The organism is Polaromonas sp. P1_F2, assembly GCF_056405735.1.
Window position 1 is genome coordinate 302,450 of sequence record NZ_JBFUBN010000006.1, and the last position, 26,263, is coordinate 328,712.

Genomic DNA, 26,263 nt, shown 5'->3' on the forward strand with positions numbered 1-26,263 from the left:
TCAGTGCGGGTCGAACAGCACGTAGACCTTGCGCATCGTCGACTGGATATCCCAGACGCCGTTCGTTTCGGCTGGAAAGAAATACACATCCCCTTGTCGTAGCGGTACGGGCAAGCCGCCGTCCGGCGTGAACACCGCGCTGCCGCTCAGTACATGCATGGTCTCCGCCGACCGCACCTGACGGCGGTAGCTGCCTGGTGAGCATTCCCAGATACCCACCTCGGGCCGGCCGTCGAGCGGCAGCACCATTTTTTCACCGCGCAGCGTGCAGGCCGGTTCGCTGAGCGGCATGCCCACCGTGCCCCAGTCCTGCAGCGCGCCGCTTTGCAGCGTGGAAGGTGAATCGAGTTTGCGGATGGTCATGGGTTTTCCAGATAGTTTTTAAACACCGCGCCGATCTCGCCAGCGGTAATAACGCACTGAGGCCGCGAGGAACCAGGGATTACCGGTATAGAAAGGCCGCGTCTGGAAAGCCAGCCCATCCAGCGCCGTGCGCCCTTCCCTGAGCCCCAGCACCTGCTGGCCCACGCGCATGCCGAAGTAGCTGGAGGTACCCACACCGGCGCCGCAATAGCCCATGGCGTAGTAAAGCCCGTCATGCAGGCCGACGTGCATGAGTTCGTCAAAGGTGTAGGCCACCAACCCCGACCAGGAATGGCTGATGCCCACGCCGGCCAGCTCGGGGAAAATCTTTACCATGTCTGCATGCAGCAGCGGCCCGCTCACGCGGCAATCGGTTTCCTGGTGTGACACGCGGCCACCGAACAGAATGCGTTTGCGGTCCGGCGAGGCACGGTAGTAGTACACCACCTTGCGCGTGTCGCTGACGATCCGGTTGCGCGGCATCAGCCGGTCCATCAAGCCCTCGGGCAAGGGCTCGGTGGCGATCATGTAGCTGCCGATGGGAATCACGCGGCGGCGCAGCCAGGGTGTCACCTTGCCGGTGTAGCCGTTGGTGGCCACCACCACGTCACGCGCGCGTACCTTGCCTCCTGGCGTGCTCACGAGGAAATGGCTGCCCTGCCTCTCGATGCCGGTGACGGGACAGCGCGGCACGACCTGTGCTCCGGCGGCCAGCGCGCGCTCCAGCAGGCCCTGGTGGTAGCGCGCCGGGTGCACCGAACAATGTTGCGCATAAACTGCGCCGCCCCAGTAGGCGTCGGTACCGAGTTCGCCGCGCTGCTCGGCGCGCGGCACCATGTGCGCCTCCACCTCCAGGCCCTTGGGCTGGTGCGCCAGCCTGGCCGCCAACGCCTCGTACTGCGCGGCGTTGTGCGCCGCATGGAAGCGCCCCACCTGTCCGTAGCTGCAATCAATGCCTTCGCTGCGGATGAAGTCACCGATCCAGGCGAGCGAGCGCCGGCCTTCGCGCAGGATCTCGAACGCTTTGCCGATGCCGTGGCGGCCGGCCAGCAGCTCGAAGCTGGGCTTGATGCTGGTGGACACCTGGCCGCCGTTGCGCGTGCTGCAACCCCAGCCGGCATCCTCGGCGTCCAGCACCAGGGTGGACCGGCCGCCGCGCGCGGTTTGCAGCGCCGCGTGCAGGCCGGTGTAGCCCGCGCCTATGACCGCCACGTCGACACTGGGAGGCAGCGGCGCGGGCTCCAGCACGGGGCGCGGCACCTCATCCCACCAATACGGCGCCAGCTTGCAATGTTCAAGAATATCCACGGGCTTTCCTTCAAGGATTTTCACGGCGCGCATCGCGCAGCACTTCGTCCGCACCCTTTTCCGCCAGCATCAGCGTAGGCGCATTGGTGTTGCCGGAAGTGAGCGAGGGAAAGGCCGAGGCGTCGATCACACGCAGTCCCGCCAGGCCGTGCACCTGCAGGCGGTGGTTAAGCACGGCCGTGGCCGGGTCCGGCCCCATGCGGCAAGTGCTGACCGGATGGAACACCGTGGAGGCGCGCCGGCGGATGTCGTCCATCAACTGCTCTTGCGACCGGATGGAGGCGCCGGGCACGAGTTCCTGCTCGATGATCGCGCTGAAAGCCGGCGTGGCGGCCAGCCGGCGCAGGAACAGGGTGGCCTCCATCATCTCCTGCGCATCGTGCGCGGTGGCCAGGGAATTGGGCTCTATCAGCGGCGCCGCCATCGGGTCGTCCGATCGCAGCCGCAGCCGGCCCCGGCTGCTGGGCTTGCAGGGCTGAGCGCCGAGCAGAAAGCCCGGGTAAGGGTCCGGCGCCATCAGCGCGCGCTTGCCGGGCGTGGCTTTGAGGTAGCTCAGGGGCGAAAAATACAGCTGCATATTCGGCCGCTCCAGGCCGGGCCGGGAACGGAAAAAACCGCCGCCCTGGTTAACGCTCAGCGACAGCGGGCCGCGGCGCATCGCCGCATACTGCAGCCCGGCCCAGAGCTTGCCGTACCAGGTGCCGAGCTGGTTATTGAGCGTCGGCACCTTCGAGCGGTAAAGATGGTCTATGCAAAGGTGGTCTTGCAGGTTCTGGCCCACGGCCGGCGAATCATGCACCACCGCGATGCCCAGTTCCCTGAGCTGAGACGCGGGCCCAACACCCGACAGCTGCAGCAATTGCGGCGAGTTGACGGCGCCGGCCGCCAGAATCACCTCCCGCCGCGCCCGGGCGAACAATGACCGTCCGCCCTGCCGGTACACCACACCGCTGGCCCTCAGGCCGTCGAACACGATGCGCGTGGCATGCGCGCCGGTCTGCACGCTGAGCCTGGCGCGCTTCATCGCCGGACGCAGGTAGGCGCTGCTGGCTGAAGCGCGCAGCCCGTCCTGGGTGGTGATCTGGTAGATGCCGACGCCTTCTTGCGAGGCGCCGTTGAAGTCGGGGTTATGGGGCAGCCCGGCCTGCCCGCCCGCCTGCAAATACACCTTGCACAGCGGGTGCACCTGGCCGCTCACGTCGCTCACGCGCATCGGCCCGCCGGCGCCGCGCCAGGCATCGGCGCCCTGCCCGTTGTCTTCGAGTTTCTTGAACCAGGGCAACACGTCGGCCCAGGACCAGCCGGTGTTGCCCAGCGCCGCCCACTCGTCGAAGTCGGCGGGCTGGCCGCGCACAAAGACCATGGCATTGATGCTGCTCGAGCCGCCCAGCACCTTGCCGCGCGGCCAGTAAGCCTCACGGCCGGCCAGCCCGGGGTCTGGCGCACCGCGGTACATCCAGTTCACGGCCGGGTTGTAGAAAGACTTGCCGTAGCCTATGGGCACGCGCAGCCAGACGCGCTGGTCGCTGCCGCCGGCCTCCAGCAGCAGCACGCTGTGCTCGCCGGATTCGCTGAGGCGATGGGCCAGCACGCAACCGGCCGAGCCGGCGCCGACGATGATGAAATCAAACTCTGTCACCGGGTCGAGCATCTCACGGCAGGTGGCCTGCCGGACAGGTCCGTTTTAGACTAAATGCCAGACCATTTCCGGTCGTGGGCATGACACAAGGAAGCGCGGCTCAGGCCGCACGGGCCTTGCGCGCCGCGTGCGGCGGCCTGGCTTTGAACTGTTTGTCCAGCACCTCCGCCAGCACCTTGACACCGGCGTCTATCACCGGCGGCGGGCTGCTGCCGAAGCCCAGCACCAGGCCGCTGGCCGTGAGCGGCGTGATGGCAAAACGGCCCAGCGGCGATACCGTGATGCCGCGCCGGTCGGCTTCCTGCGAAACGTCGGCCTCAAGCAGCCGCGGCGCGAGATAGCCCACGGTGTGCAGGCCGCTGTGAGCCGGCACCACGTCCAGGAGGCCCTTGAGGTGCTTGCCGGCCGCGGCGGCCAGCGCCTCGTGCCGCTCGAAGTAGGTATGGCGCATGCGGCGCACATGAACTGCGAAGTGTCCCTCGTCGATAAACTCCGCCGTCACGCCCTGCGTATGAGACGGAACGCCCGCCAGGAAGCGGCTCATGACGGCGCGGAAAGTGCCCACCAGCGCCGGCGGCGCAAGCAGGTAGCCCAGCCGCAACGCGGGGAACAGCGACTTGCTGAAGGTGCCGACGTAAATCACGCGCCCCGTGGTGTCCACGCTTTTGAGCGTCGGCGGCGGCCGGCCGGCAAAAAAGAACTCGCCGTCGTAGTCGTCCTCAATTACCCAGGCGCCGGCCTGCTCGGCTGCCTGCAGCAGCGCGAAGCGGCGCGCCAGGCTCATCACGCAGCCCAGGGGCTGCTGGTGCGAGGGCGTGACAAAGGCCAGGCGAAAGCGCGGTGCCAGGCGCAGGCCCTCTTCCACGCGCAGGCCGTTGCCGTCGACCGGCACGGGAACCAGGTCGGCGCCCGAAGCGACCAGGCTGTTGCGCGCGCCTATGGCGCCGGGGTTTTCAAACCAGACCTTGTCGCCGGGGTTCAGCAGCATGGCGCCTATCAGGTGGAAGGCCTGCTGGGCGCCGCCCAGGATGAAGACCTGTTCCGGATCGCAGGTGATGCCTCGGTTGGCGCGCAGGTGCGAGGCCACCGCGCGGCGCAACTGCGGCGCGCCGTAGGGGTCGCCGTAGCCCATGACGTCATCCTGGTTGCCGCGCAGCCATTTCGCCGACAGCCTGGCCCACTGGGCCATGGGGAATGCGTCGAAAGCCGGTAGCGCCGTGGTGAAGGCGCGCGGCGCATGCGGCAGCCGGCGCCGTTCGACGAAGCGGCCTATCGCGTCCTCCATGACGGCCGACAGGCGCGGCGCGGCGGGCTCCGGGGAAGCAGCCCTGGCTTTCGGGGGCATGGGACGGTCTGCGCCCAGAACAGCGCTGACAAAAGTGCCGGAGCCGGTCTGCGAATCGATCAGGCCTTCGGCCGTGAGGCGGCTGAAGGCCTCGACCACCGTGGTGCGCGACACGCCGAGGTCGAGCGCCAATGTGCGGCTGGCCGGCAAGCGGTCGCCGGGCGCGAATCCACCCGTGAGGATGATTTCGCGCAAGGCCATGCACAGTTGCGTGCTCACCGGGTGATGGTGGCTGTGGTCGATGCGGATCGACAGCAAGAGGGAGCCGCCTGCACGTTTGACCATGGCCTGCCATTTTGTGTTGTTGAAAAAATGGTATCACGCATTAATCAAAATGGACCTTTTCCGCAATCCACTTGAGCGGGATGATGGCTCCATCCAACACTCCTGTCGGTTCGGGTCATCCCATGCTCATCCGGAAAATCGAAACCTTTTGCGACCCCTTCGTGGGCTTTGTGCGCGTCACCGCCGACAACGGCGCGCAAGGCTGGGGCCAGGTCTCGCCCTACCACGCCGACCTCAGCGTGCAGGTGCTGCACCGCCAGGTCGCGCCCTGGTCGCTGGGCCGCGACGCGCTGGACATCGACGGCCTGGTCGACGCCATCGCGGAGCATGAGCACAAGTTTCCCGGCTCGCACCTGTACCGCGCCATTTGCGGCGTGGACACCGCGCTGTGGGACCTGCGCGGCAAGGCCGAAGGCAAACGTGTCTGCGAACTGATAGGCGGCACGGCCAAACCGCTGGCGGCCTATGCTTCGTCGATGAAACGCGACATCACGCCGCGGGATGAAGCCAGGCGCATGCTGGCCTTGCGCGACAAATGCGGTTTCGATGCCTTCAAGTTCCGCGTGGGCGCCGAATACGGCCACGACAGGGACGAGTGGCCGGGCCGCAGCGAAGAGATCATCGCGGCCATGCGTGGCGCGCTGGGCCAGGGCCCGGCCCTGCTGGTAGATGCCAACAGCTGTTATTCACCGCGCCGCGCCATCGAGGTAGGCCGCATGCTGGAAGACCACGGCATCAGCCACTTCGAGGAGCCCTGCCCGTATTGGGAGCTCGAGCAGACGCGCGAGGTGCGCGAGGCGCTTTCCATCGACGTGACCGGCGGCGAGCAGGACTGCTACATGCCGCTGTGGAAACACATCATCGATTCAAAAACCGTCGACATCGTCCAGCCCGACGTCTGCTACATGGGCGGCCTGGCCCGCACGCTGCGCGTGGCGCGCATGGCCGAAGCCGCGGGGCTGCCCTGCACGCCGCACAGCGCCAACCTCTCGATGGTGACGCTGTTCACCATGCACCTGCTGTGCGCCATCCCGAACGCCGGCAAGTACCTGGAACTGTCGATCGAAGGACCTGACTACTATCCCTGGCAAGAGGGTTTGTTCGTGAACCATCCCTATACCGTGCGCGACGGCCGGGTTACCCTGCCTGACGCGCCGGGATGGGGGGTCGAGATCAACCCCGCATGGCTTGCGAAATCCAGCTACCAGATGAGCGAGATCCCCTGACCATGGCCACCCCCTTGAACGCATTGGTGCACGAAGCGCAGGCAAGCGGCACGCTTGCCGGCCTGCCGGACCGCCACCTGATCAACGGCGTGTTCGTTCCCTCGCTGAACGGCGGGCGCATGGAAACGCTGGATCCGGGAACGGGTGCCGCCTTCGCGAGCTTCGCCGCCGGCGACGCGGCCGACGTCGATGCGGCCGTGGCCGCCGCACGGGCGGCGCTCACCGGCCCGTGGGCTGCCCTCACGCCGGCGCAGCGTGGCCGCCTGCTGCACCGCGTCGCGGGCCTGATACGCGACAATGCCGACCGCCTGGCCGTCACCGAAACCCTGGACAGCGGCAAGCGCCTCGCCGAGGCCCGCGGCGACGTTGCGGGCGCGGCAGCCACCTTTGAGTACTACGCGGGCGCCTGCGACAAGCACCAGGGCGACAGCATTCCGCTGGGCGAAGACTATCTTGCCTATACCGTGCACGAACCCGTCGGCGTCACCGCCCACATCATTCCCTGGAACTACCCGCTGTCTTCAGCCGCGCGCGGCATCGCGCCGGCGCTGGCGGCCGGCTGCACCGTGGTGGCCAAGCCGGCCGAGCAGACACCGCTGACCGCGTTGATGCTGGCCCAGCTCTGCATGGAAGCGGGACTGCCGCCCGGCGTGTGCAATGTGGTGACGGGCACGGGCGCGCAGGCCGGCGCCGCGCTGGTGCGGCACCCGGACGTGCAGCACATCAGCTTCACCGGTTCGGTGGCCACCGGCATTGATGTGATGCAGGGCGCCGCGCCCCAGGTCACCCGGCTGGTGCTGGAACTGGGCGGCAAGTCGCCGGTGCTGGTACTGGCCGACTGCGACATCGCCAAAGCCGTGGACAACGTGCTGGGCGGCATCTTTGAAAATGCCGGGCAGATCTGCTCGGCCGGCTCGCGCCTGGTGATAGACCGCCGCATCCATGCCGATTTCGTGGACAGGCTGGTCGTGCGCGCGCGCGCCATGACGCTGGGCCACGGACTGCGCGATGCCGGCATGGGCGCGGTGAACTCGCGGGCCCACCTCGACAAAATCGCCGGCTACGTGGACCGCGCCTGGGCGCGCGGCGTGGCGGTGCGCTGCGGCGGCCGGTGCGCCACCGACCCACTGACCGGCCGGGGCTGGTTTTACGAGCCCACCATCCTGGACGGGCTAAAGCCTGACGACGAGGCGGTGCAGCACGAGATATTCGGGCCCGTATTGTGCGTGCAGGTGTTTGACGACCTGGACGAGGCCGTGGCATTGGCCAACGGCACGGATTTCGGCCTGGTCGCCGGCATTTTCACCCGCGACTTCGCCAGCGCGCACCGGCTCGCCCGGCGCGTGGACGCGGGCCAGGTCTACATCAACGAATATTTCGCCGGCGGCGTGTCCGTTCCTTTCGGCGGCAACAGGCGCTCCGGTTTCGGCCGAGAAAAAGGTCTGGAGGCACTGCGCAGTTACAGCAAGCTCAAAAGCGTGGCCGCACGTATTTGAAGCGTTGCGGCATTTGAGGCGATCAAGGTTTCAGGGTGGTTATGGGATGTCAGTTCAACAGGAGTCAATGAAATGATGAACAAGTCAATGAACAAGGCGATCCGCAAGCGCGTCGCGATGCTCGGTGTGGTCATGGGGCTGGCCACCTTGGGGTGCGGCAATGCCGCGGCGCAGCTGACCATTGTGTCTTTCGGCGGGGCCTACCAGGAGGGCCAGAGCAAGGCGCTGTTCCAGCCCGCCGCCAAAGCGCTGGGCATCACCATCAAGGAGGAAACCTACACCGGCATCGCCGACCTGCGCCTGAAGGTCAAAGCCGGCGCCGTGACCTGGGACATCGTGGCCAGCGGCTCGGGCAGCGCGGCGCGCGCCGGCTCCGAAGGCTTGCTCGAAGCGCTGGACTACAAGGCCATCGACGTTTCGTCCTTCGCGCCCGGCCTCACGCAGGAATTCTGCGTGGGCGGCGACGTGTTCTCCACCGTGATGGCCTGGAACACCAAGACCTACGGCGACAAGGGCCCGCAGACCTGGGCCGACTTCTGGGACGTCAAAAAATTCCCCGGCAAGCGCTCTTACCGCAAGGGCGTGGCCGGCGCGCTGGAGCCCGCACTGATGGCCGATGGCGTGCCGCCCAACAAGGTCTATGAGGTGTTGTCGGCGCCCGGCGGCATCGAGCGCGCCATCAGGAAGATCAAGGAGCTCAAGCCCAACGTCGCCGTGTGGTGGTCGTCCGGCGCGCAGCATGCCCAGCTCATGAAGGACGGCGAGGTCGACATGGTCACCGGTTGGAACGGCCGTTTCGATGTGGTCGCCAAGGACGGCGCCAAGGTGGCCTATACCTTCAACCAGGCCCTGCTCGACTACGACTGCTTCGGCATCCCCAAGGGCGCGCCCAACAAGGCCCTGGCCGTGAAGTTCCTCAATGAGATCAGCAAGCCGCAATACCAGGCCGAATTCACCAAGTACATCACCTACGGGCCGACCAACAAAAAAGCCTATGACGGCCCGGCCATCCCCGCGGCTTATGCCAGGACCCTGCCCTCCTACCCGGACAACGCGGCAAAGCAGCTGGTCATCGACCTGAACTGGTATACCAAAAACGAAGCGAGGGCTTCCGAGCTGTACCAGAACATGCTGACCGAGTAAAAAGGCAAGGCGCGGCGGCCGGCGCCGGCGCGAGCCTGTGAGCAACCGAAACGAAGACCAGAACAAAGAGAAGGCGGATTCATGAGCAACAAGTCGTCGCTGCCCATCACCCTCCGGCAAGTGACCAAGCGTTATGGCTCCGCCTATGCCCTGGACCACGTCGACCTGGATATCCGCAGCGGCGAATTCCTCACGCTGCTGGGCCCATCAGGCTCGGGCAAGACCACGCTGCTGACGGTGCTGGCCGGCTTCACCCGGCCCGACAGCGGCAGCCTCAAGTTCGGCGAGACCGAGGTGATTTGCATGCCGCCGCAAAAGCGCGACGTGGGCATGGTGTTCCAGAACTACGCCCTGTTCCCGCACATGACGGTGGCCGGCAACGTGGGTTTTCCGCTCAGGCTGCGCGGCGTCAAGCGCGAGGAGATGGCGCGCCGCGTGGAGCATGCGCTGGAGATGGTGCGCCTGGGCGGCTATGGCGAACGCGGTGTGCACCAGCTCTCGGGCGGGCAGTGCCAGCGGGTGGCACTGGCGCGCGCCATGGTGTTCGAGCCGCGCATCATGCTGATGGACGAGCCGCTGTCGGCCCTGGACAAACAGCTGCGCGAACACATGCAGATCGAGCTGCGCCAGCTGCACGACAAGCTGGGCATGACCACCGTCTACGTCACCCATGACCAGCGAGAGGCCCTGACCATGTCCGACCGGGTCGCCGTGATCAACGGCGGCCGCATCGTGCAGCTCGACACGCCGCGCGCGCTGTACGAGCGCCCGGCGAATCGCTTTGTGGCGGAATTTATCGGCGAGTCGAGCTTTGTACCCGTCGCCGTGCGCGAAGGCAGAGTGATGCTGAACGGCGCGGCGCTCACGGTAGCTTCCCACCCCGGCGGCGACGGGCCGCGTTTGCTGATGCTGCGGCCCGAGCGGCTGAAGATCCTGGCCGGCGGCACGGGCGCGGGCATGAACATCCTCAACGCCCGCGTGCAGGCCACCGTCTACCAGGGCGACAGCTCGCTGGTACAGGCAGCCCTGGCCGACGGCAGCGTGGTCAGTGTGCGCGGCGCCTCGGGCAGCAACGCCGGCCATGCCTGCCCCGGGGCCGGCGACATGATCGCGCTGGGCCTTGCCGTTGACGACACCGTGCTGTTGCCGCGGGAGGGCACCGCATGAACACCGCGCCGGACCCGGCGCCGAACGCCGAAGCGCTCAGGGGCAGCCAGGGCCGCGAGCGCATGGGCTTGCTGTCGCTGGTATCTCCCGCCGTGCTGCTGGTCACCGTGATCATGGTGCTGCCCGTGGGCTGGCTGTTTTATCTTTCGGTGCTGTCCGACGCCGGCGCTTTCAGCCTGGAGCACTACCGGCGCATGTGGGAGCAACCCTCCTACGCGCGCACCTTCTGGGTCACCTTTCAGGTCAGCTTCCTGACCACCGGCATCTGCACCCTGCTGGCTTACCCGCTGGCCTATTTCCTCTCGGAACTTCCCAAGCGCGCGGCCAATCTCTGCATGATCGCGGTGCTGTTGCCGTTGTGGACCTCGCTGCTGGTGCGCACTTACGCATGGCTGGTGCTGTTGCAGCGGCGCGGCCTCATCAACGGCTGGGGGATGGAACTGGGCCTGTGGAACGAGCCGCTGGAACTGGTGCACAACCTGACCGGCACGCTGATAGGCACGGTGCACGTAATGCTGCCCTTCATCGTTCTGCCGCTCTATGCCTGCATGCGCGGCATCAACCGCGACTACCTCAAGGCCGCGGCCAACCTGGGCGCATCACCGACGCGGACCTTCTGGCAGATCTTCTTCCCGCTGTCCATGCCCGGCCTGGTGACCGGCTCGCTGATCGTCTTCATCCTCTGCCTGGGTTTTTACATCACGCCCGCGGTGCTGGGCGGCGGCAAGGTCATCATGGTGTCCAGCCGCATTGCCAACGACATCGAGATATTCTTCAACTGGGGTGCCGCCAGCGCGCTGGGCGTGGTGCTCCTGGTGCTGACGCTGCTGCTCATCCTCGCGGCTTCGCGCCTGGTCAAGCTCGAAGACGCCTTGCGCGACAGGGGGACGTGATGCAAAACAATTGGCTGCGCCGGCCCGTCACCGAAACCCAGATCAGCCGCGGCGGCCGGCTGTGGCTTTACGTCATCGCGGCGCTGGTCATGATCTTCCTGGTCATGCCCACGCTGCTGGTCATCCCCATGAGTTTTTCCAACTCGCAGTACCTGGAATTTCCGCCCCGGCAATGGTCGCTGCGCTGGTACCAAAGCTACTTCAGCTCGGCCTCCTGGATGCAGGCCACCGCCACCTCGCTCAAAGCCGGCGTGCTGACGGCCCTGGTCGCCACGCCGCTGGGCACCATGGCGGCCTATGGACTGCTGGTCTCGCGCCTACGCCACGCCGGGCTGCTGACCCTGCTGCTGCTCACGCCCATGGTGGTGCCCGTCATCCTGATCGGCATCGGCGTGTTCTACGCCTACGTCAAGCTGCAACTCGTCAACACGCTGACGGGGCTGGTGCTGGCCCACAGCATGCTGGCCATCCCGGTGGTCATGATGGTGGTCAGTTCGGCCCTCAAAACCTTTGACCTCAACCAGGAGATGGTGGCGCGCAGCCTGGGCGCCTCGCGGCTCGAAGCCTTCCGGCTGGTGACTTTTCCGCAGATCCGTTTTTCCATTTTCACCGGTGCGGTGCTGGCCTTCCTCACGTCGTTTGATGAAATCATCGTCTCGCTGTTCGTCTCCGGCGGCGACAACTCCACACTGACACGCAATATGTTCAACGCCTTGCGCGACCAGGTGGATCCGACCATCGCGGCCATTTCCACCCTGATCGTGGCAAGCACTTCGCTGATGCTGGCGGTGACGCAGTTCATTGGGAAATCCAGGGAAGCCGATCGCAAGGCTTGAGCGCCCTGCCCGCATCCGGAACCACCGCGGCCCGGGCTTCAAGGCCGCAGCGACTCGGCGGCAAATGCGGCGGCAAACAGCAGGGGCTCGTGTTCTTTGCCAAGGCGGGGGGGTTGCTGTTCCAGCAAGGCATTGCGCTGGAGGGCGGCATGCGCTTCGGCCAGGCCCTGGGCATAAGCCTCCCGGGCGAGGCGCTTGGCCTTCCTCTCGCCATGGATTCCCACCCGGTAGTTTTTACGCCGGCGCTTGCCCCACGCATCCAGCCAAAAAGCCTGCCAATAGGGCGCGGGCGTGCCGCCCGGTTTTTTGGAGGCGGCCAGGTAGCGCGCCACGCCCACCGTTCCCGATGAATTGCCCCTGGTTTTTTGCGCGCGGCGCCACTGGCGATGGTCCGCGTCAAATGAGGCGATGTGCGCCTCCAGCGCATCCCGGTAAATCTTGGCGGCGGCAAGCGACTTGCGCTTGCCGCCGTAGCACAGGTCGGTGAATGCCCTGGTCACGGTCCGCCCATAGCGCCGGACACAGACTCGCCAGCTTCTCTCGCGGTCGGAGTCGACGCGGGTGATGCGGCGCAAGGGATTTTGGTAGTCGGTTCTGAACATGGTTTTAAAAACCCTGAACCGTATTCGAATTCCCCAGCCACACCCACGAAGATTGTCTTGGCGCGGGTATTGTTTGTTGGATTTCCGGGGCTTAGCCCGTTTTCAACGCCGAACGCGCACAGCAAGGCAGCCGCAAAGTACGCTCACGCGCCGCAGCGGCGCCCCGGATACATGGCGGATCCAGAAATCAGTGGGAGCGCTCGCCGGCCGAGGCAAAGCCCGACAGCCCCGGCCCTTGCGCCGGTTCAGCGCGGCGCCAGCAGTTCCGCGTAGCGCGCGAGGTCGACGTTGCCGCCACTCACAATCACGCCTATCCGTTCGCCCTTCGCGGGCGGATTCGCTTCGAGCGCCTTGCAGGCGCCGGCAAAGGACAGGCAGCCGGTGGGCTCAACCACCATCTTCATGCGTTCGGCGAAAAAGCGCATGGCCTCCACCAGCTGCGCGTCGCTCACGGTGAGGATGTCGTCGACATCGCGGCGAATGATGCCGAAGGTGTAGTCGCCCAGGTACTGGGTTTGCGCGCCGTCGGCGATGGTCTTGGGTGTGGCGATACGCACAATACGGCCGGCGCGCAGCGACTGCAGGCCGTCGTCGCCGGCTTCCGGCTCGACGCCGTAAACCTTGCACTTCGGCGCCAATGCGCGCGCGGCCAGCGCCGAGCCGCCGGTGAGCCCGCCGCCGCCCAGACAGATATAGAGGCGGTCCAGCGCGCCGGTTTCTTCCAGCAGCTCCTTGGCGGCCGTGCCCTGGCCGGCGATCACGTCGGGATGGTCGTAGGGCGGGATCAAGGTCATGCCGCGTTCGGCGGCCAGTCCTTTGGTCAAGGCCTCGCGGTCTTCGGTGAAGCGGTCGTACAGCACCACTTCGGCGCCGTAGCCGCGCGTGGCGGCCAGCTTGGCGGCGGGCGCGTCCTGCGGCATCACGATCACCGCGGGCATGCCCAGCATGCGCGCCGACAGCGCCACCGCCTGCGCGTGGTTGCCCGACGAGAAGGCGATCGCGCCGGCCTTGCGCTGCGCGGCATCGAACTTCGACAGCGCGTTGAAGGCGCCGCGAAACTTGAAAGCGCCCATGCGCTGGAAGTTTTCGCATTTGAAGAAGAATTCGGCGCCCCAGCGCGCCTCGGCGGTGGCCGATTTCAGCACCGGCGTGCGGTGCGCATGGCCTTCAATGCGCGCGGCGGCGGCGATAACGTCGTCATAGGTCGGGAGTTGCATGGCGGAGAAGGCTTTCATGGCGAGACGAAAAGTTCAGGGGCTAGCTTAAACGAAGGCGGGGTTTTCCCGGCAGGAGCAGACCGGCCTTTTCTGTACCGATACAGATTCTCTGTTCTCGTTTCAAGCCCTTCTCGGTGCTGAAGGCACAATGAGGCGATGCGCGCCCTGCTCTCTAGTTTCTCCTGGCGGGAATTGCAACACCACCCCTGGCGCAATGCCGCTGCGGTGGCGGCCGTGATGCTGGGCGTGGCGCTGGCGTTTTCGGTGCAGCTGATCAATGCCTCGGCGCTCAGCGAGTTCTCGCAGGCGGTGCGCGCCGTCAACGGCCAGCCCGACCTGGAGCTGCGCGCAGTGCAGGGCGGCTTTGACGAGAACCTGTACCGCCGCGTGGCCGCCGACCCGCAGGTGGCCCTGGCCAGCCCGGTGCTGGAGCTCAGCACCTATGCGCTCACCGCATCCGCGGGCGGCAAAGCTGAACGCCTGCCGCTGCGCATCATCGGCGTGGACGCGCTTGCGGTGGCCGCCATGGCGCCGGCGTTGATGCCGGTGCCCTCCACCGATGCGGGGCGCTTCGCGCTGTTCGCACCGGGCCAGGTGTTCCTGAACCCGGCCGCGCGGCAGCTGCTCGGCGGGCCTTCGCTGCGGCTGCAAAGCGGCCTCGAACTGCGCGAGGTGACTGTGGCCGGCAGCGTAGGCACGGGTGGCGGGCCGCTGGCCGTGATGGACATCGCCGCCGCGCAAGACCTGTTCGGCAGGGTCGGCCAGCTTTCGCGCATAGACCTGCGGCTCAAACCCGGCGCCGAGGCGCGGCGTTTCATTGCCTCGCTGCAGCTGCCGCCCGGCATCACCGCCACCGCGCCGGGCGACGCGGCTGAGCGCGTCAGCAACCTCTCGCGCGCCTACCGCGTCAACCTCACGGTGCTGGCGCTGGTGGCTCTGTTCACCGGCGCCTTCCTGGTTTTTTCGGTGCTCTCGCTCAGCGTGGCCAAACGCGCGCAACAGTTCGCGCTGCTGGGGGTGCTGGGGTTGACGGGACGCGAGCGCCTGCAACTGGTGCTGGCCGAGTCCGTTTTGCTGGGCCTGGCCGGCAGCGTGTTGGGCATCGCGCTGGGCACGGCGCTGGCCGCGCTGGCGCTGCGGCTGCTGGGCGGCGACCTGGGCGGCGGCTACTTTTCCGGCGTCGCGCCCAGCCTGCAGTGGAGCGGCGCGGCGGCTTTCACCTACGGCGCACTGGGCGTGCTGGCGGCTGCCGTAGGCGGCTGGTGGCCGGCGCGGGCCGCGCAAAAGCTGCCGCCCGCGCAAACACTCAAGGGCCTGGGCGCGAGCGCCGGCGGCGGCAAGGGCCACTGGCTCAGCATCGCCCTGGTCGCGGCGGGGGGCCTGCTCGCGCTGGTCCCGCCCCTGTTCGGCATTCCGCTGGCGGCCTATGTATCCGTGGGCCTGCTGCTGGTGGGCGGCATCACGGCCCTGCCCTGGTTGATCGCGCTGCTCTACGACAGGCTCAGCCCGCATGTCACCGACCGCCTGCTGCCGCTGCTGGCGGTGGAGCGCGCGCGCCGCGTGCGCGAAAGCGCGGCCGTGGCCGTGAGCGGCGTGGTGGCCTCGCTAAGCCTGGCAGTGGCGCTGACGGTGATGGTGGCGAGCTTTCGCGAATCGGTCACGCGCTGGCTGGACGTGGTGCTGCCGGCCGACCTTTATGTGCGCACAGCGCTGGGCAGCTCAGCCAGCGACACCGCGTATTTCTCGCCGGAGTTCGTGCAGGCCCTGGCCGGCCTGCCCGGTGTGGCGCGCGTGGGCGCGGCGCGCACCGTGCAGCTGCTGCTGGACCCGGCCAGGCCGGCCGTCACGCTGGTCGCGCGCCCGCTGGACGACCCGGCCACCGCGCTGCCCCTTGTGGGCCGGCTGCTGCCGGTGCCGCCCGGTCATGTCGGCATCTACGTGAGCGAGCCCATGGTGGACCTGTATGGCGCGCACCCAGGCAGCGTCTTCCACCCGCTCTCGCAGTCATTGCAAGCCGGTGCCGGCACGGCCGCGGTACCGCCGTTTTATGTGGCAGGCGTCTGGCGCGATTACGCGCGCCAGTTCGGCGCGATCGCGATGGACAGGCGGGACTTCGAACGCCTGACCGGCGACCGGCGCGCCAACGACCTGGCGCTGTGGCTGGACGGCAGTGCGGCCGACGCCCAGGTGCAACAGTCGGTGCGCGCGCTGGCTGAACGGCAATCGGGCGCGGGCGCGATGCTGGAGCTGGCTTCGGTCAGCGAACTGCGCGCGACCTCGCTGAAAATTTTCGACCGCAGCTTCGCGGTGACCTACTGGCTGCAGGGGGTTGCGATCGCCATCGGTCTCTTCGGCGTGGCGGCCAGTTTCAGCGCGCAGGTGCTGGCGCGCCGCAAGGAGTTCGGCCTGCTGGCCCACTTGGGCCTGACGCGGCGGCAGATCCTGGCCGTGGTGGCCGGCGAAGGCGCGGCCTGGACGCTGACGGGCGCGCTGGCCGGCCTGTCGCTGGGGCTGGCGGTCTCCACCGTGCTGGTCTACGTGGTGAACCCGCAAAGCTTTCACTGGACCATGGACCTGATGCTGCCCTGGCTGCGCCTGGGCCTGCTGTGCGCGGCCGTGGTGGTGGCCGGTACGCTGACCGCCTGGCTGGCGGGGCGCGCCGCGGCCGGCAAGGACGCGGTGCTGGCGGTCAAGGAAGACTGGTAGCCGCACCATATGCGTGCCCGCATTAGAGGCTGGCTGGGTACACACTCCCCCGCCGTCCTACAGCGGGCAAGGCCGGTCTCCCACGCCACCCGGCCGCCCCGCGCCGCACACTGGCTCCCATGAGCTCGCCTCTTCTTTTATCCCTTCACGCATGGGAGCACGCGATGACCACCCCCACAACCGTCAATTCCCCGCCCCACGCCACTGCCCGCCCTGGCCCGGCCGGCCAGTTGCCTCCGCAGCGCAGTGCGACCCGGCTGGCCCACGGCCTGCTGGCCACCCGAAACGGGGACGGCAGCGTGACGCTGTCGCTCGAGCAGCCGCTGACCCTGCGGGCCGAAGAGCTCGAAGACCTGGTCACCGACATGGCCGGCCTGCGCGCCGAACTGGATCCGCCCTACCCATTGGACTGCCCGCCGCTGTGTGCGCTGGAGCCCTGCTACACACCGCGCCACTGGGTCGCCTGCGACCCGCTGACCGGCAAGATCCTGCTGTTCCTGCGCCACCACCTATTCGGCTGGCTGGGCATCGTGCAGACGCCCGAGGCTGCGCTGGAGATGCTCAAGTCGGTAGCTGTCGAAATGAAGAAGCTGGAACTGTCGGAGCGCGCCCCGAGCCAGGGCCTGCACTGAGCGGCCCGGCGCCCACCGACGGCCGCCCATGCAGGAGCCTGCCCGCTTCATCCTGCTTTACCTGGTGCTGCCGGCCTGGCTGCTTGCCGGCCTGGCGGACTGGGCCTGCCATCGCCGCAGCGACCTGGCGCACACCACCGGCGCCAAGGAGTCGCTGCTGCACATGCTGATGATTGTGGAAGTGGGCCTGGGCGTACTGGCCGCTGTTTTCCTGCAGGTCACGTCGGCCGTGCTGCTGCTCTTGCTGGGCCTGCTGGCCCTGCATGCGCTGACCAGCCACTGGGACCTCCACTACGCTTCGGGACGGCGCCATGTCGGCCCCTTCGAGCAAAGCGTGCATGCCTACCTGGAAGGCTTTCCGCTGGCCGCCTGCGCCTTGCTGCTGGCTGCCCATTGGCCGCAGTTCACTGCGCTGTTCGGGGCGGGCACGCCCGACTGGCGCTGGACCTGGAAGGCCGATCCGCTACCCACGCCCGTCATCCTGGCGCTGCTGGCCGCATCCGCCGTCCTGGGCTTCGCGCCCTACGCCGAGGAGCTGTACCGCAGCCTCAAGGCGCGCAAAGAAACAGCCGGCACGGCAAAGCCCGCCCCGCCCGGGTTTTAGTTTTCGCCAATACGCGAGCGCCCTTCAAGAGGCGCTTTCTTTTGCTTACTCAAAGTCACGCTTTTGACCCGCAATTGTCATCACAGCACCCTTTTGCGCTCCTACCATGGAGGCACCACCCAAGAAATCGAAATCACTTCATAGAGGTCTTCACCATGGCATCCGTCAAAGCACCGCCACATGACTACCGCATTGAAAACGTCGACCCGGCCAAGGGCAGCCTGTTGCCGCCCAGCAGTTCCAACCATGTTTTTGCCGACTACTCCCTGGCGGTCGCCGTCGCCGTCAAAAGCGTCGCCGACCCCACAAGGCAGGAAGTGCGAGTGGTCCACATTCCCAGCGGCGAAGTCGTCTTCAGGACGTCCGGCGCGGGCCGTTCGTTTTGAGTTTTTTGAAATTGCCGAACAGGTCAGGCCAGGCGCACGCTGGCCGCGAAATGATCGTAGACCACCGCAATGCGGCGCAGGTGGCGCGATTCGGCGTGCGCCAGCAGCCACAGGTCTGACTCGCAGCCCTCCAGCGTCTCGCCCAGCGGCACCAGCAACGGCTCGCCGGCCAGCATGAACACGGGCACGATGCCCACCCCCAAGCCCGCCTTGATCGCATCCATCACCGCCACGATGCCGTCGGCGTAATGGCGCGGCGTGAGCTTGGGCAGTTGCTTGCGCCGCCACAGCACCGAGGGATGTTCAGGCAGCGACTCATCGGGCGCTATCCAGTCAAACCCGGCGAGCGCATCCGGCGCCGGCGGCTTCTTCGCCGATGACAAGACCCTGGCCTGTGCTTTCAGGCCGCACAGCACAAAACGCACGGTGCCCAGCTTGCGCCCCACCAGGTGGTCGGGCGGCTTGCGGGTGGCGCGCAAGGCCAGGTCGGCATCGCGCCGGCTCAGGCTGGCCAGTTCGTTGCCGGTTCGCAGGTCCAGCTGCAGCAAGGGGTGCTGCGCCAGCAAGGGCTTGAGCGAGGGCAGCACCAGGCCGCGCAGCACGGCATCGGTGGTCGTGAGGCGCACCCGGCCGGCCACGCCTTCATGCGGCCGCTGCGCGCTGGCGCGCGCGGCTTCCAGCTCGGCCTCTATGCGCTCGGCGTGCTGCACCAGGCCCAGCATGGGCTCGGTCGGCAGGTAGCCGAGGCGGGAGCGTTCAAACAGGCGCTGGCCCAGGCTTTTCTCGATGCGTTGCACCGAGCGGAACACCGTGGAAGCGTCGGCGCCCAGCCGCCGCGCGGCTTCGGCCAGCGTTGTGCCGCGCACCAGGGCCAGCAGGGTCTGCAGGTCATAAGCGCTGAGTGCGTATTGCGATTTTGCAATGGATGTTTTCATTGTCGCCAATTTACATTGCTTTTATGCAATCGTAAAGTGGCGACTCCTTTAACTCCAGCCCTTGACTGGGCATTGCCATCATGACAACCCCCGCCTCCCAAAACCTCGCCGCCGGCCACGGCGCTGCCCTGCTGCGCATTGCACTGGGCACCATGTGGATCACCCACGCGCTGCTGAAAATTTTTGTCTTCACGCTGCCCGGCACGGCCCGGTTCTTCGAGTCGGTCGGCCTGCCCGGCTTCATGGCCTATGTTGTGGTCGCAGCCGAGCTGGCCGGCGGCGCCGCCTTGCTGCTGGGCTTTTACGGCCGCCAGGCTTCGCTGTTGCTGGCGCCTGTGCTCGCGGTGGTCGTCTGGGTGCACTGGCCCAACGGCTGGGTGTTCACCAGCCCCAAGGGAGGCTGGGAATACCCGCTCTTCCTGCTCGTGGCCTCGCTGGCCCAGTGGCTGCTCGGCGACGGCGCCTGGGCCGCGCGCCGCAGCCAGTGGCTGGTGCTCCGTTAAACACGCAGGGAGCATGACCATGACACTGACCCTCATCAGCCACACGCTGTGCCCCTACGTCCAGCGCGCGGCCATCGTGCTCGCCGAAAAAGGCGTGGCCTTTGAGCGCCGCGACGTGGACCTCGCAAACAAACCGGACTGGTTCAAGGCCGTGTCGCCGCTGGGCAAGACACCGGTGCTGCTGGTCGACGATGACGCGATTTTTGAGTCGGCCGTGATCTGCGAATACCTGGACGACACGCTGCTGCCGCGCCTGCATCCAGGCGACGCCCTCCTGCGCGCACGGCACCGGGCGTGGATGGAGTTCGGCTCCGCCCTGCTCAATGCCATTGGCGCGTTCTACAACGCCGCCGATGCGGCATCCCTGGCGCGGCACCGTGAAGACATCCAACGCCGCTTCGCCCAGCTTGAGGCCGTGCTGCCGGACCATGGCCCTTATTTCGCCGGTACGTCTTTCAGCATGGTCGATGCGGTGTTTGGTCCGGTGTTCCGCTACTTCGACGTGCTGGATGACGTGGGTGAGACAGGATTCTTCGAACAGTTGCCAAAAGTGCGTGCCTGGCGCACCGCCCTGGCAGCGCGCCCGTCCGTCCAGCAGGCGGTGGGCAGCGGCTATGGCTCGGAACTGCGGCGCTTCTTCCTGGCCCGTGGCTCCGAGCTCTCCCGCCGGATCGCGGGGCGTGAGAACGGGAACACCGGCATGGGCGCAAGCGCCCCCGTCATTCAGCTCGCGGCAAGATGACGTCGGCGCGCGAGAACTGGAACAGGAATAGCAGGCAAGGTGTCTCGCTCACGCAACCGTCCACATGCAAGTCGCCGCCCGCCTGTCGCACGTAGGACCCTGGCGGCAGGGAGATTCCCGTGCCGTTTCCGTCCTCATGGCGCCAGATACCCTTGATCAACACACCATGGTAGTCACCACTGTGCGCATGTACCGGCGAACGGAAGCCAGGCGGCAGTTCAATGAGCTGGCCGAAGCCGCCGTCACGAGCGCGGTCGCCCCAAAGGTCCGTCAGGCGCTGCGGCAGCCCGGGTGCCTGCGGCCGGAACGTCAGCTGCTCGAACGGGACGGAAAGGTTGCGCGCGCCGTCGAAGGCATCGGCATGGGAGAGCATCGGGGTGGCCAGTCCGGCCATCAAGGCCGCGGCGAAAATGTGGCGAGAGAGGGAAGATTTTTTCATCATTTGGCGGCCGGGAATTCCGTGGTGTAGGACTCTTTGTTGAACAGGAAGATGACGCAAGGCGTTTTCGAAACGCAAGCGTCCTCGTGCAATTGCGTGTGCACCTGCGTCCAATAAGCCCCGGGCTGGAGCTTTGCGCTCTTGCCCTCGCCGGTGGATGGCACCCAGTGCTTCCAGGTCCCACGTACGACGATAGCCCGGTAGTCGGCGGTGTGCGAATGCGCTCCGCTCTTGAAGCCCGGCGGCGCTCTCAACAGGGTGCCCGCCTCGCCTTTGGCGCGGTCACCCCACAAGGCCGCCAATTGCACGGGGATTCGCGGCGATTCGCGATACCAGGGCGTCTTGTCAGCAGGAACGTATTCGTTTTGCAGCCCCTGCGCCCAGGCGACGGGGATGCCGATAGCGAGCGGAAAGAAAGTGAGCGTCTTCAAGATTTGCATGCGGGTTCCTGTAAAAAGGGGATGGCAACCGTGTTACGGCACGGCAGCAAGTTGAGGTTCTTGCATCGGTCCGGTGATAGTGCCGGCCTGCAGGCCGCATGTCGCACACAAACGGCCAGAAAAGCATAATCAGCCAATCCACCCAGCGTGAAAGGCGGCGACATGGCGAGCACATTCACATCCATCCACCTCCAGCCGGCAGGCTTGTGCGACGCGCAGGCCCGGGCCAACCACGGGATTTCGCTGCACCTTGGCAGCCCGGCTGCCGCGACCTGCCTGGACATGCCCGGCATGCCGCGTTTCCATCGCAGGCTCGGCGGCATGAACATCGTCCCGGCGGGTACCCAAAGCCGCTGGGATATCGAATCGCCGATCCAGATGCTGTGCCTGCGGCTGCCGACACAGACGTTCGCGGCCGTGGCGCAGGGCATGGACCTGGATCCCTCGGGTGTGCTGCTGCAGCCGCACAGGCAGGTCCATGACGATCGCATATCGCTGGTGATTCGTGCGCTGCATCTGGAACGCATGGAAGGCATGCCCCACGGGACGTTTCTGGCTGACAGCCTGGAAAACGCCATCTGCGCCCGCTTGCTGCATACGTACACGTCGCGTCGCGCATTCCCGCGCTCCGCCCGGGCCCGGCTCAGTGACGAAGGCTTGCGCAAACTCCTTGCCCACATCGAAGACAAGCTGGAGGATTCACGTCTCACCCTTGAGGAACTGGCGCTTGTAGCCGGCACCAGCGTGTCCTATCTGAAACTGGCATTCCGGCACGCGGTCGGGAGACCAGTGCACCGTTACATCATCGAGCGCCGCCTGGGACGCGCCGTCGCCTTCCTGCAGCAGGGGATGCCGATCAGCGCCGCCGCGACGGGCGCGGGCTTTGCTCACGCCTCGCACCTGGCGCTCTGGACTCGCCGCCTGCTGCAGGCCACACCGCAGGAGATCCGGCAGCGAGGAAAAGATGACGAAGGCGCCGGCGCCCTTGCGCTCAGGCCTGGCGGAAGTTCGCCAGGATCTTGAGCAGGTTGCGCGTGGCGCCGTCCAGCGCTTCCGGCGGCCGGTGCACCATGGCCGTGTGGCGTACCAGCGCGGGTTTGAGCGGCAGCAGCTGCACGTCGTGCCGCACGTGGGACTCCTCCTGCGACTCCTCGCGGGGCAGCACCGCAGCGCCGTAGCCGGCCGCGACCAGGCTCTTGATGGCCTCGGAGTAGTTGAGCTCGATACGCGCGCGCGGCGTGAAACCCGCATCGGCAAACCAGGCCATGGTCATGCGGTACATGTGGGTGGGCGTCTCATTGAAGATCAGCGGCTTGCCGGCCAACCAGGCCGGCGTGGCGTGTTTGGGCGCCTTCCAGCGTTTGGGCACAAAGGCCATCATCGGGTCGCTGCGCCAGTGCGTGATCACCATGCCGCGCTGCGCGGGCGGCGGCGTGGCGACCAGGCCCACGTCCAGCGTGCCCTGCAGCAGCCGCTCCAGGGTGTCGGCCGAGCCCAGGATGCTGACCTCGACGTCGATGTCCGGGTGAGCCAGCTCCATGGCCTTGAGCACCTGCGGCAAAAAATACACCAGCACACCGGTGGTGCTGCCCAGGCGCACGCGGCCGGCGCGGCCTTCGACGTGGCGCTTGACCGCATCGACCGCGTCGTCGGCGTCGCGCAGCAGGCGGCGCGCCCGCTCGACCAGCACGGCGCCCGCCGGTGTCGGCTCGACCTTGCGGCCGCCACGCACCACCAGCGGCGTGCCGAGGCGGCTTTCAAGTTCGCTCACGTGAAGGCTGACGGTGGGCTGCGCCAGGTGCAGTCCCTGCGCCGCGGCGGAGAAGGTGCCGAGGTCGGTGATGGCCACCAAGGTGCGCAACTGGTCCAGGTTCAATTCACGCATGAAAAGGCTCCTCATCAGGAATACTGATAGTTTTCATCAGAAAACTCAACTTCCACAATACCAGAATAAATTGCACCATGGGCGCCTGGCTTCATTCACACCGTCATCACCCCACCAGGAGCACCTCATGCCTTCCGCCGCCATTCCCACCGTCACCCCGGGCTTCAGCCTCACCGCCGGCCTGCACCGCCTTGCGGGCATGGCGGCGGCGCTGTGCAAAGTCGGTGGCGCCTGGTTCAAGCGCGGCGGAACATTGGCGCCCACCCGCCTGCAACGGGATGAACTGCTGGCCATGAGCACCCATGAGCTGAGCGACCTCGGCATAGGCCGCAGCGAGATTCCGGCCTTGTTCGGCGAGCCTTCGTCCTGGCAATCCAGCCGGTATTAAAGGCCGGCCACCCGGGTCCCGCTTGCTGCGAGAATCGGGGCCATGACCGCCCTTCAATCCTCCAGCAGCCCCTGGCTTAGCGCCGCCATCGTCCGCATCGAGGCCGACTACCAGCGCAGTGCCGACACCCACCTGATCCCTTTGCCGCTGCCGGAGTTCGCGGCGCGCGGCATAGACTTTTATCTCAAGGATGAATCGACGCATCCCACCGGCAGCCTCAAGCACCGGCTGGCGCGTTCGCTGTTCCTGTATGCGCTGTGCAACGGCCTGATCCATGAGGGCTCGACCATCGTCGAGGCCTCCAGCGGCTCCACGGCGGTCAGCGAAGCCTACTTCGCGCGGTTGTTGGGCCTGCCTTTCATCGCGGTGATGCCGCGCAGCACCTCGCCCGAAAAAGTCGCGCAGATCGAGTTTTACGGCGGGCGCTGCCACTGGGTGGATAGCGCCGCGCAGGTCTATGACGAAGCCCGCAGGCTGGCCCGGGAAACCGGCGGCCATTACATGGACCAGTTCACCTATGCCGAGCGCGCCACCGACTGGCGCGGCAACAACAACATCGCCGAAAGCATGTTCAGCCAGATGGCGCGCGAGCGGCATCCCGTGCCGCGCTGGATCGTGGTCGGCGCGGGCACGGGCGGCACCAGCGCCACCATAGGCCGCTATGTGCGCTACCAGCGCCACGACAGCCGCCTGTGTGTGGCCGATCCGGTCGGTTCAGTCTTTGCCGCCTACCACCGCAGCGGCGATGCCGGCCTGACCGGCGCAGGCTCGCGCATCGAGGGCATAGGCCGGCCGCGCGTGGAGGCCAGCTTTATCCGCACGGTGATAGACCGCATGGTGGAAGTCGCCGACGTGGATTCCATGGCCGCCATGCAGGCGCTGTCGCAACTGCTGGGCCGCCGCGTCGGGCCCTCGACCGGCACCAACCTGGTGGGCATGCTGGCGCTGGCGCACGAAATGCTGGCGCGCGGCGAGCAGGGCTCCATCCTGTCGCTGCTGTGCGATTCCGGCGAGCGCTACCTGCCGACCTATTACAACCCTCAATGGGTGGCCGAGAAGATGGGTGACTGCACGGCTGCCCAGGCGCGCATCGCCGAGCTGATGCGGCCCGCGCCTTCCGCCTGAGGCAAACCATGCCTTTGCCGCCGCCCACGCACACCCTGCCCGCCCTGCTGCCCAGGCGCGGCCTGCTGCTGGCCGGCGCTGCGCTGGCCGGATGGGGCGCCGCCGCGGGCCCGGCGCAGGCCCTGCCCGCAAAAGCATTGGTGTTCCCGCGCGACCGCGGCGCCCATCCGGAGTTTCGCACCGAGTGGTGGTACATCACGGGCCAGGCCAGCGCCGAAGCGGGCAAGCGCATGTTCGGCTTCCAGCTCACCTTCTTCCGCTCGCGCGTGGAGGCCACGCAGGGCATGGCGTCCAAATTCGCTGCAAAACAACTGGTCTTCGCCCACGCGGCCCTCACCGACGTGCAAGGCAAAAAGCTCTGGCACGACCAGCGCATCGCGCGCGATGGTTTTGGCGTGGCCGCAGCTAGCGAAAGCGACATGGACCTCAAGCTGCGCGACTGGTCGCTCAAAGCCGAGGGCGGCAAGTACCTTGCAGAACTGCCGTCCACCGACTTCGGGCTCAAGCTCGCATTTGAAGAAACGCAGGACGTGCTGCTGCAGGGAAAGCAGGGCCTGTCGCGCAAAGGTCCCGAAGAAAAACAGGCCAGCTACTACTACAGCCAGCCGCAGCTCGCGGCGCGCGGCAGCCTGCGGCTCAAGGGCCAGGATTTTGCCGTAAACGGCAAAGCCTGGCTGGACCACGAATGGAGCGAGGAGATTCTGCACCCCGACGCGGCAGGCTGGGACTGGATAGGCATGAACCTCACCGACGGCAGCGCCCTGACTGCCTTCCGGCTGCGCAGCAAGGACGGCGGCACGCTGTGGGACGGCGGCTCTTTCCGCTCGCCCAAGGGCGGGCTCTACACCTTCAGCCGCGGCGAAGTGATCTTCAAGCCCGTCCGCCACTGGAAAAGCCCGTTGACGCAAACCAGCTACCCGGTGGAGTGGATAGTGCGCACCCCCGCCGATTTTTATACCGTGCGCGCCGTCATCGACAACCAGGAACTCGACAGCCGCCAATCCACAGGCGCGATCTACTGGGAAGGGTTAAGCGAGTTGATCGACAGCAACGGCAAACTGGTGGGCATGGGTTATCTTGAGATGACGGGGTATGCGCAGCCGCTGCGGATGTGAGCCCCTCTTCAACCTTCACATTTCAAACAGGAGAAAGTCCATGCGCTGGGTAGCCATTTTTGACGACAAGCCTTCCATGCTGGAGGTTCGCCGGGAACGCGAGCCGCTGCATCTGGCCTATCTGCGTGCGCATGAGGGCGAGATTCTTATCGCGGGTGGTTTGCGTGAAGCGCCCGGTGGGGGTTTTGTTGGTGGGCTTTGGGTGCTAGAGGTGGAATCGCGGGAACGTGCCATTGAGCTTGTGGAGAACGATCCTTACTTTGTGGCTGAGCATCGGGGTTATCGGTTGCTGGTTTGGGGGAAGGCGTTGGGCGATAAGGAGGTCGTGCTTTGACGGCTTGCACCCGGGGCTCTGCTTGGTCGATTGGTGATGTTCTCTGCTGGGGTTGCTGGCCGGGGGTAGCCCGGCGGCTACTCACTTTTCTTTTGCTTCGCCAAAAGAAAAGTAAGCAAAAGAAAAGGCGACCCCTGGTTGCTGCGTCCCTCCGCTTCGCTGCGGGCAACCTGCGGTGCTCGGTCCAGACGGGGTCTCGCTAAACTCGCCTTCGGCTCAAACAACGCGATCCCTGATCCGTCTGGCCCTGCGCTCCTCGGCGCATCCACAAGGGGTGGGAGCGGGGAGAAGAAATCCAAACAGCCGAATACCAATACTGAATGCCTGAAGAAACAAGGACTCGCCACGGCGAGTCCTTGTTTGTCTTGATTTGTTCTTTGGTATTTGTCTTCTTTCCCCGCTCCCGCTTGCCCCGTCCTGGCTGGGCCGAGGAGCGCAGAGACAAGCGGATCAGGGCCGGCGTTGTCTGAGCCGAAGGCGAGTTTAGCCGGACCCCGCTTGGCTCGAGC

At 66.5% G+C, this 26,263-nt stretch carries 27 protein-coding genes; 17 read left to right on the plus strand and 10 right to left on the minus strand.

Annotated elements, in window-relative coordinates:
- From AC1D0O_RS14745 to pdxR, 4 genes are all read right to left on the minus strand, one after another.
- Positions 1-363, minus strand: coding sequence for a cupin domain-containing protein (locus tag AC1D0O_RS14745; RefSeq protein ID WP_477654246.1), 363 nt, complete (start codon positions 361-363; stop codon positions 1-3).
- Between the two features lie 18 nt (positions 364-381).
- Positions 382-1,671, minus strand: a complete 1,290-nt coding sequence (locus AC1D0O_RS14750; RefSeq protein ID WP_477654247.1) for an NAD(P)/FAD-dependent oxidoreductase — start codon at positions 1,669-1,671, stop codon at positions 382-384.
- Between the two features lie 10 nt (positions 1,672-1,681).
- Positions 1,682-3,310, minus strand: coding sequence for a GMC family oxidoreductase (locus AC1D0O_RS14755; protein WP_477654248.1), 1,629 nt, complete (start codon positions 3,308-3,310; stop codon positions 1,682-1,684).
- 100 nt (positions 3,311-3,410) lie between these two features.
- Positions 3,411-4,940: a MocR-like pyridoxine biosynthesis transcription factor PdxR gene (gene pdxR, locus AC1D0O_RS14760; protein ID WP_477654249.1), complete on the minus strand. Its 1,530-nt coding sequence runs from the start codon at positions 4,938-4,940 to the stop codon at positions 3,411-3,413.
- 122 nt (positions 4,941-5,062) lie between these two features.
- Between pdxR and AC1D0O_RS14765 the strand changes: the two genes are divergently transcribed.
- From AC1D0O_RS14765 to AC1D0O_RS14790, 6 genes are all read left to right on the plus strand, one after another.
- A complete protein-coding gene (locus AC1D0O_RS14765; protein WP_477654250.1) occupies positions 5,063-6,166 on the plus strand; it encodes a mandelate racemase/muconate lactonizing enzyme family protein in 1,104 nt (367 codons plus the stop codon).
- 2 nt (positions 6,167-6,168) lie between these two features.
- Positions 6,169-7,662, plus strand: a complete 1,494-nt coding sequence (locus AC1D0O_RS14770) for an aldehyde dehydrogenase family protein (protein ID WP_477654251.1) — start codon at positions 6,169-6,171, stop codon at positions 7,660-7,662.
- Positions 7,663-7,734: 72 nt separating this feature from the next.
- Positions 7,735-8,805 carry an ABC transporter substrate-binding protein gene (locus AC1D0O_RS14775; RefSeq protein WP_477654252.1) on the plus strand — a complete coding sequence of 357 codons (1,071 nt, stop codon included), beginning with the start codon at positions 7,735-7,737 and terminating at the stop codon, positions 8,803-8,805.
- An 81-nt stretch (positions 8,806-8,886) separates the two neighbouring features.
- Positions 8,887-9,972 carry an ABC transporter ATP-binding protein gene (locus AC1D0O_RS14780; protein WP_477654253.1) on the plus strand — a complete coding sequence of 362 codons (1,086 nt, stop codon included), beginning with the start codon at positions 8,887-8,889 and terminating at the stop codon, positions 9,970-9,972.
- Positions 9,969-10,865: an ABC transporter permease gene (locus AC1D0O_RS14785; protein WP_477654254.1), complete on the plus strand. Its 897-nt coding sequence runs from the start codon at positions 9,969-9,971 to the stop codon at positions 10,863-10,865. Before AC1D0O_RS14780 ends, AC1D0O_RS14785 begins: the two co-directional genes overlap by 4 nt.
- Positions 10,865-11,701, plus strand: coding sequence for an ABC transporter permease (locus tag AC1D0O_RS14790; RefSeq protein ID WP_477654255.1), 837 nt, complete (start codon positions 10,865-10,867; stop codon positions 11,699-11,701). The genes AC1D0O_RS14785 and AC1D0O_RS14790 overlap by 1 nt, the downstream gene beginning before the upstream one ends.
- A 38-nt stretch (positions 11,702-11,739) precedes the next feature.
- Here AC1D0O_RS14790 and AC1D0O_RS14795 read toward each other — a convergent pair whose 3' ends face one another.
- Positions 11,740-12,303: a hypothetical protein gene (locus AC1D0O_RS14795; protein WP_477654256.1), complete on the minus strand. Its 564-nt coding sequence runs from the start codon at positions 12,301-12,303 to the stop codon at positions 11,740-11,742.
- Between the two features lie 245 nt (positions 12,304-12,548).
- Positions 12,549-13,520, minus strand: coding sequence for a threo-3-hydroxy-L-aspartate ammonia-lyase (locus tag AC1D0O_RS14800; RefSeq protein ID WP_477654285.1), 972 nt, complete (start codon positions 13,518-13,520; stop codon positions 12,549-12,551).
- Positions 13,521-13,676: 156 nt separating this feature from the next.
- Here AC1D0O_RS14800 and AC1D0O_RS14805 point away from each other — a divergent pair, with 156 nt between their 5' ends.
- The 4 genes from AC1D0O_RS14805 to AC1D0O_RS14820 all read left to right on the plus strand — a co-directional run bounded on the left by AC1D0O_RS14805 (position 13,677) and on the right by AC1D0O_RS14820 (position 17,848).
- Positions 13,677-16,226, plus strand: coding sequence for an FtsX-like permease family protein (locus tag AC1D0O_RS14805; RefSeq protein ID WP_477654257.1), 2,550 nt, complete (start codon positions 13,677-13,679; stop codon positions 16,224-16,226).
- A gap of 164 nt (positions 16,227-16,390) precedes the next feature.
- The gene (locus AC1D0O_RS14810; RefSeq protein ID WP_477654258.1) at positions 16,391-16,858 is read left to right on the plus strand and encodes a hypothetical protein; all 468 of its coding nucleotides are present in this window, start codon (positions 16,391-16,393) and stop codon (positions 16,856-16,858) included.
- A gap of 28 nt (positions 16,859-16,886) precedes the next feature.
- A complete protein-coding gene (locus tag AC1D0O_RS14815) occupies positions 16,887-17,462 on the plus strand; it encodes a diguanylate cyclase (RefSeq protein ID WP_477654259.1) in 576 nt (191 codons plus the stop codon).
- Between the two features lie 155 nt (positions 17,463-17,617).
- Positions 17,618-17,848: a hypothetical protein gene (locus AC1D0O_RS14820; RefSeq protein WP_477654260.1), complete on the plus strand. Its 231-nt coding sequence runs from the start codon at positions 17,618-17,620 to the stop codon at positions 17,846-17,848.
- A 23-nt stretch (positions 17,849-17,871) separates the two neighbouring features.
- On the opposite strand, the gene AC1D0O_RS14825 is transcribed toward AC1D0O_RS14820, so the two are convergent.
- Positions 17,872-18,783 carry a LysR family transcriptional regulator gene (locus AC1D0O_RS14825; RefSeq protein ID WP_477654261.1) on the minus strand — a complete coding sequence of 304 codons (912 nt, stop codon included), beginning with the start codon at positions 18,781-18,783 and terminating at the stop codon, positions 17,872-17,874.
- An 80-nt stretch (positions 18,784-18,863) separates the two neighbouring features.
- Between AC1D0O_RS14825 and AC1D0O_RS14830 the strand changes: the two genes are divergently transcribed.
- Both AC1D0O_RS14830 and AC1D0O_RS14835 read left to right on the plus strand, forming a co-directional pair.
- The gene (locus AC1D0O_RS14830) at positions 18,864-19,286 is read left to right on the plus strand and encodes a DoxX family protein (RefSeq protein ID WP_477654262.1); all 423 of its coding nucleotides are present in this window, start codon (positions 18,864-18,866) and stop codon (positions 19,284-19,286) included.
- A gap of 19 nt (positions 19,287-19,305) precedes the next feature.
- On the plus strand, positions 19,306-20,028 hold the full coding sequence (locus tag AC1D0O_RS14835; protein WP_477654263.1) for a glutathione S-transferase family protein: 723 nt from the start codon (positions 19,306-19,308) through the stop codon (positions 20,026-20,028).
- Here the strand turns inward: AC1D0O_RS14835 and AC1D0O_RS14840 are convergent.
- Both AC1D0O_RS14840 and AC1D0O_RS14845 read right to left on the minus strand, forming a co-directional pair.
- A complete protein-coding gene (locus tag AC1D0O_RS14840) occupies positions 20,006-20,470 on the minus strand; it encodes a DUF4437 domain-containing protein (protein WP_477654264.1) in 465 nt (154 codons plus the stop codon). The two genes, AC1D0O_RS14835 and AC1D0O_RS14840, sit on opposite strands and share 23 nt — an antisense overlap.
- The gene (locus tag AC1D0O_RS14845; RefSeq protein ID WP_477654265.1) at positions 20,467-20,898 is read right to left on the minus strand and encodes a DUF4437 domain-containing protein; all 432 of its coding nucleotides are present in this window, start codon (positions 20,896-20,898) and stop codon (positions 20,467-20,469) included. The genes AC1D0O_RS14840 and AC1D0O_RS14845 overlap by 4 nt, the downstream gene beginning before the upstream one ends.
- A 171-nt stretch (positions 20,899-21,069) precedes the next feature.
- Between AC1D0O_RS14845 and AC1D0O_RS14850 the strand changes: the two genes are divergently transcribed.
- Positions 21,070-21,930, plus strand: a complete 861-nt coding sequence (locus AC1D0O_RS14850) for a helix-turn-helix transcriptional regulator (RefSeq protein WP_477654266.1) — start codon at positions 21,070-21,072, stop codon at positions 21,928-21,930.
- On the opposite strand, the gene AC1D0O_RS14855 is transcribed toward AC1D0O_RS14850, so the two are convergent.
- Positions 21,899-22,792: a LysR family transcriptional regulator gene (locus AC1D0O_RS14855; protein WP_436155250.1), complete on the minus strand. Its 894-nt coding sequence runs from the start codon at positions 22,790-22,792 to the stop codon at positions 21,899-21,901. The two genes, AC1D0O_RS14850 and AC1D0O_RS14855, sit on opposite strands and share 32 nt — an antisense overlap.
- Before the next feature lie 127 nt (positions 22,793-22,919).
- Between AC1D0O_RS14855 and AC1D0O_RS14860 the strand changes: the two genes are divergently transcribed.
- Genes AC1D0O_RS14860 through AC1D0O_RS14875 form a run of 4 tightly spaced genes read left to right on the plus strand, consistent with a single transcriptional unit; the run spans position 22,920 to position 25,754 of the window.
- Positions 22,920-23,180, plus strand: a complete 261-nt coding sequence (locus AC1D0O_RS14860) for a DUF1127 domain-containing protein (RefSeq protein ID WP_477654267.1) — start codon at positions 22,920-22,922, stop codon at positions 23,178-23,180.
- 42 nt (positions 23,181-23,222) lie between these two features.
- Positions 23,223-24,305: a PLP-dependent cysteine synthase family protein gene (locus AC1D0O_RS14865; protein ID WP_477654268.1), complete on the plus strand. Its 1,083-nt coding sequence runs from the start codon at positions 23,223-23,225 to the stop codon at positions 24,303-24,305.
- An 8-nt stretch (positions 24,306-24,313) separates the two neighbouring features.
- Entirely contained in the window at positions 24,314-25,420 is a 1,107-nt protein-coding gene (locus tag AC1D0O_RS14870; RefSeq protein ID WP_477654269.1) for a lipocalin-like domain-containing protein, read from the plus strand.
- 40 nt (positions 25,421-25,460) lie between these two features.
- Positions 25,461-25,754, plus strand: a complete 294-nt coding sequence (locus tag AC1D0O_RS14875) for a YciI family protein (RefSeq protein WP_477654270.1) — start codon at positions 25,461-25,463, stop codon at positions 25,752-25,754.
- The last annotated feature ends 509 nt before the right edge of the window (positions 25,755-26,263 follow it).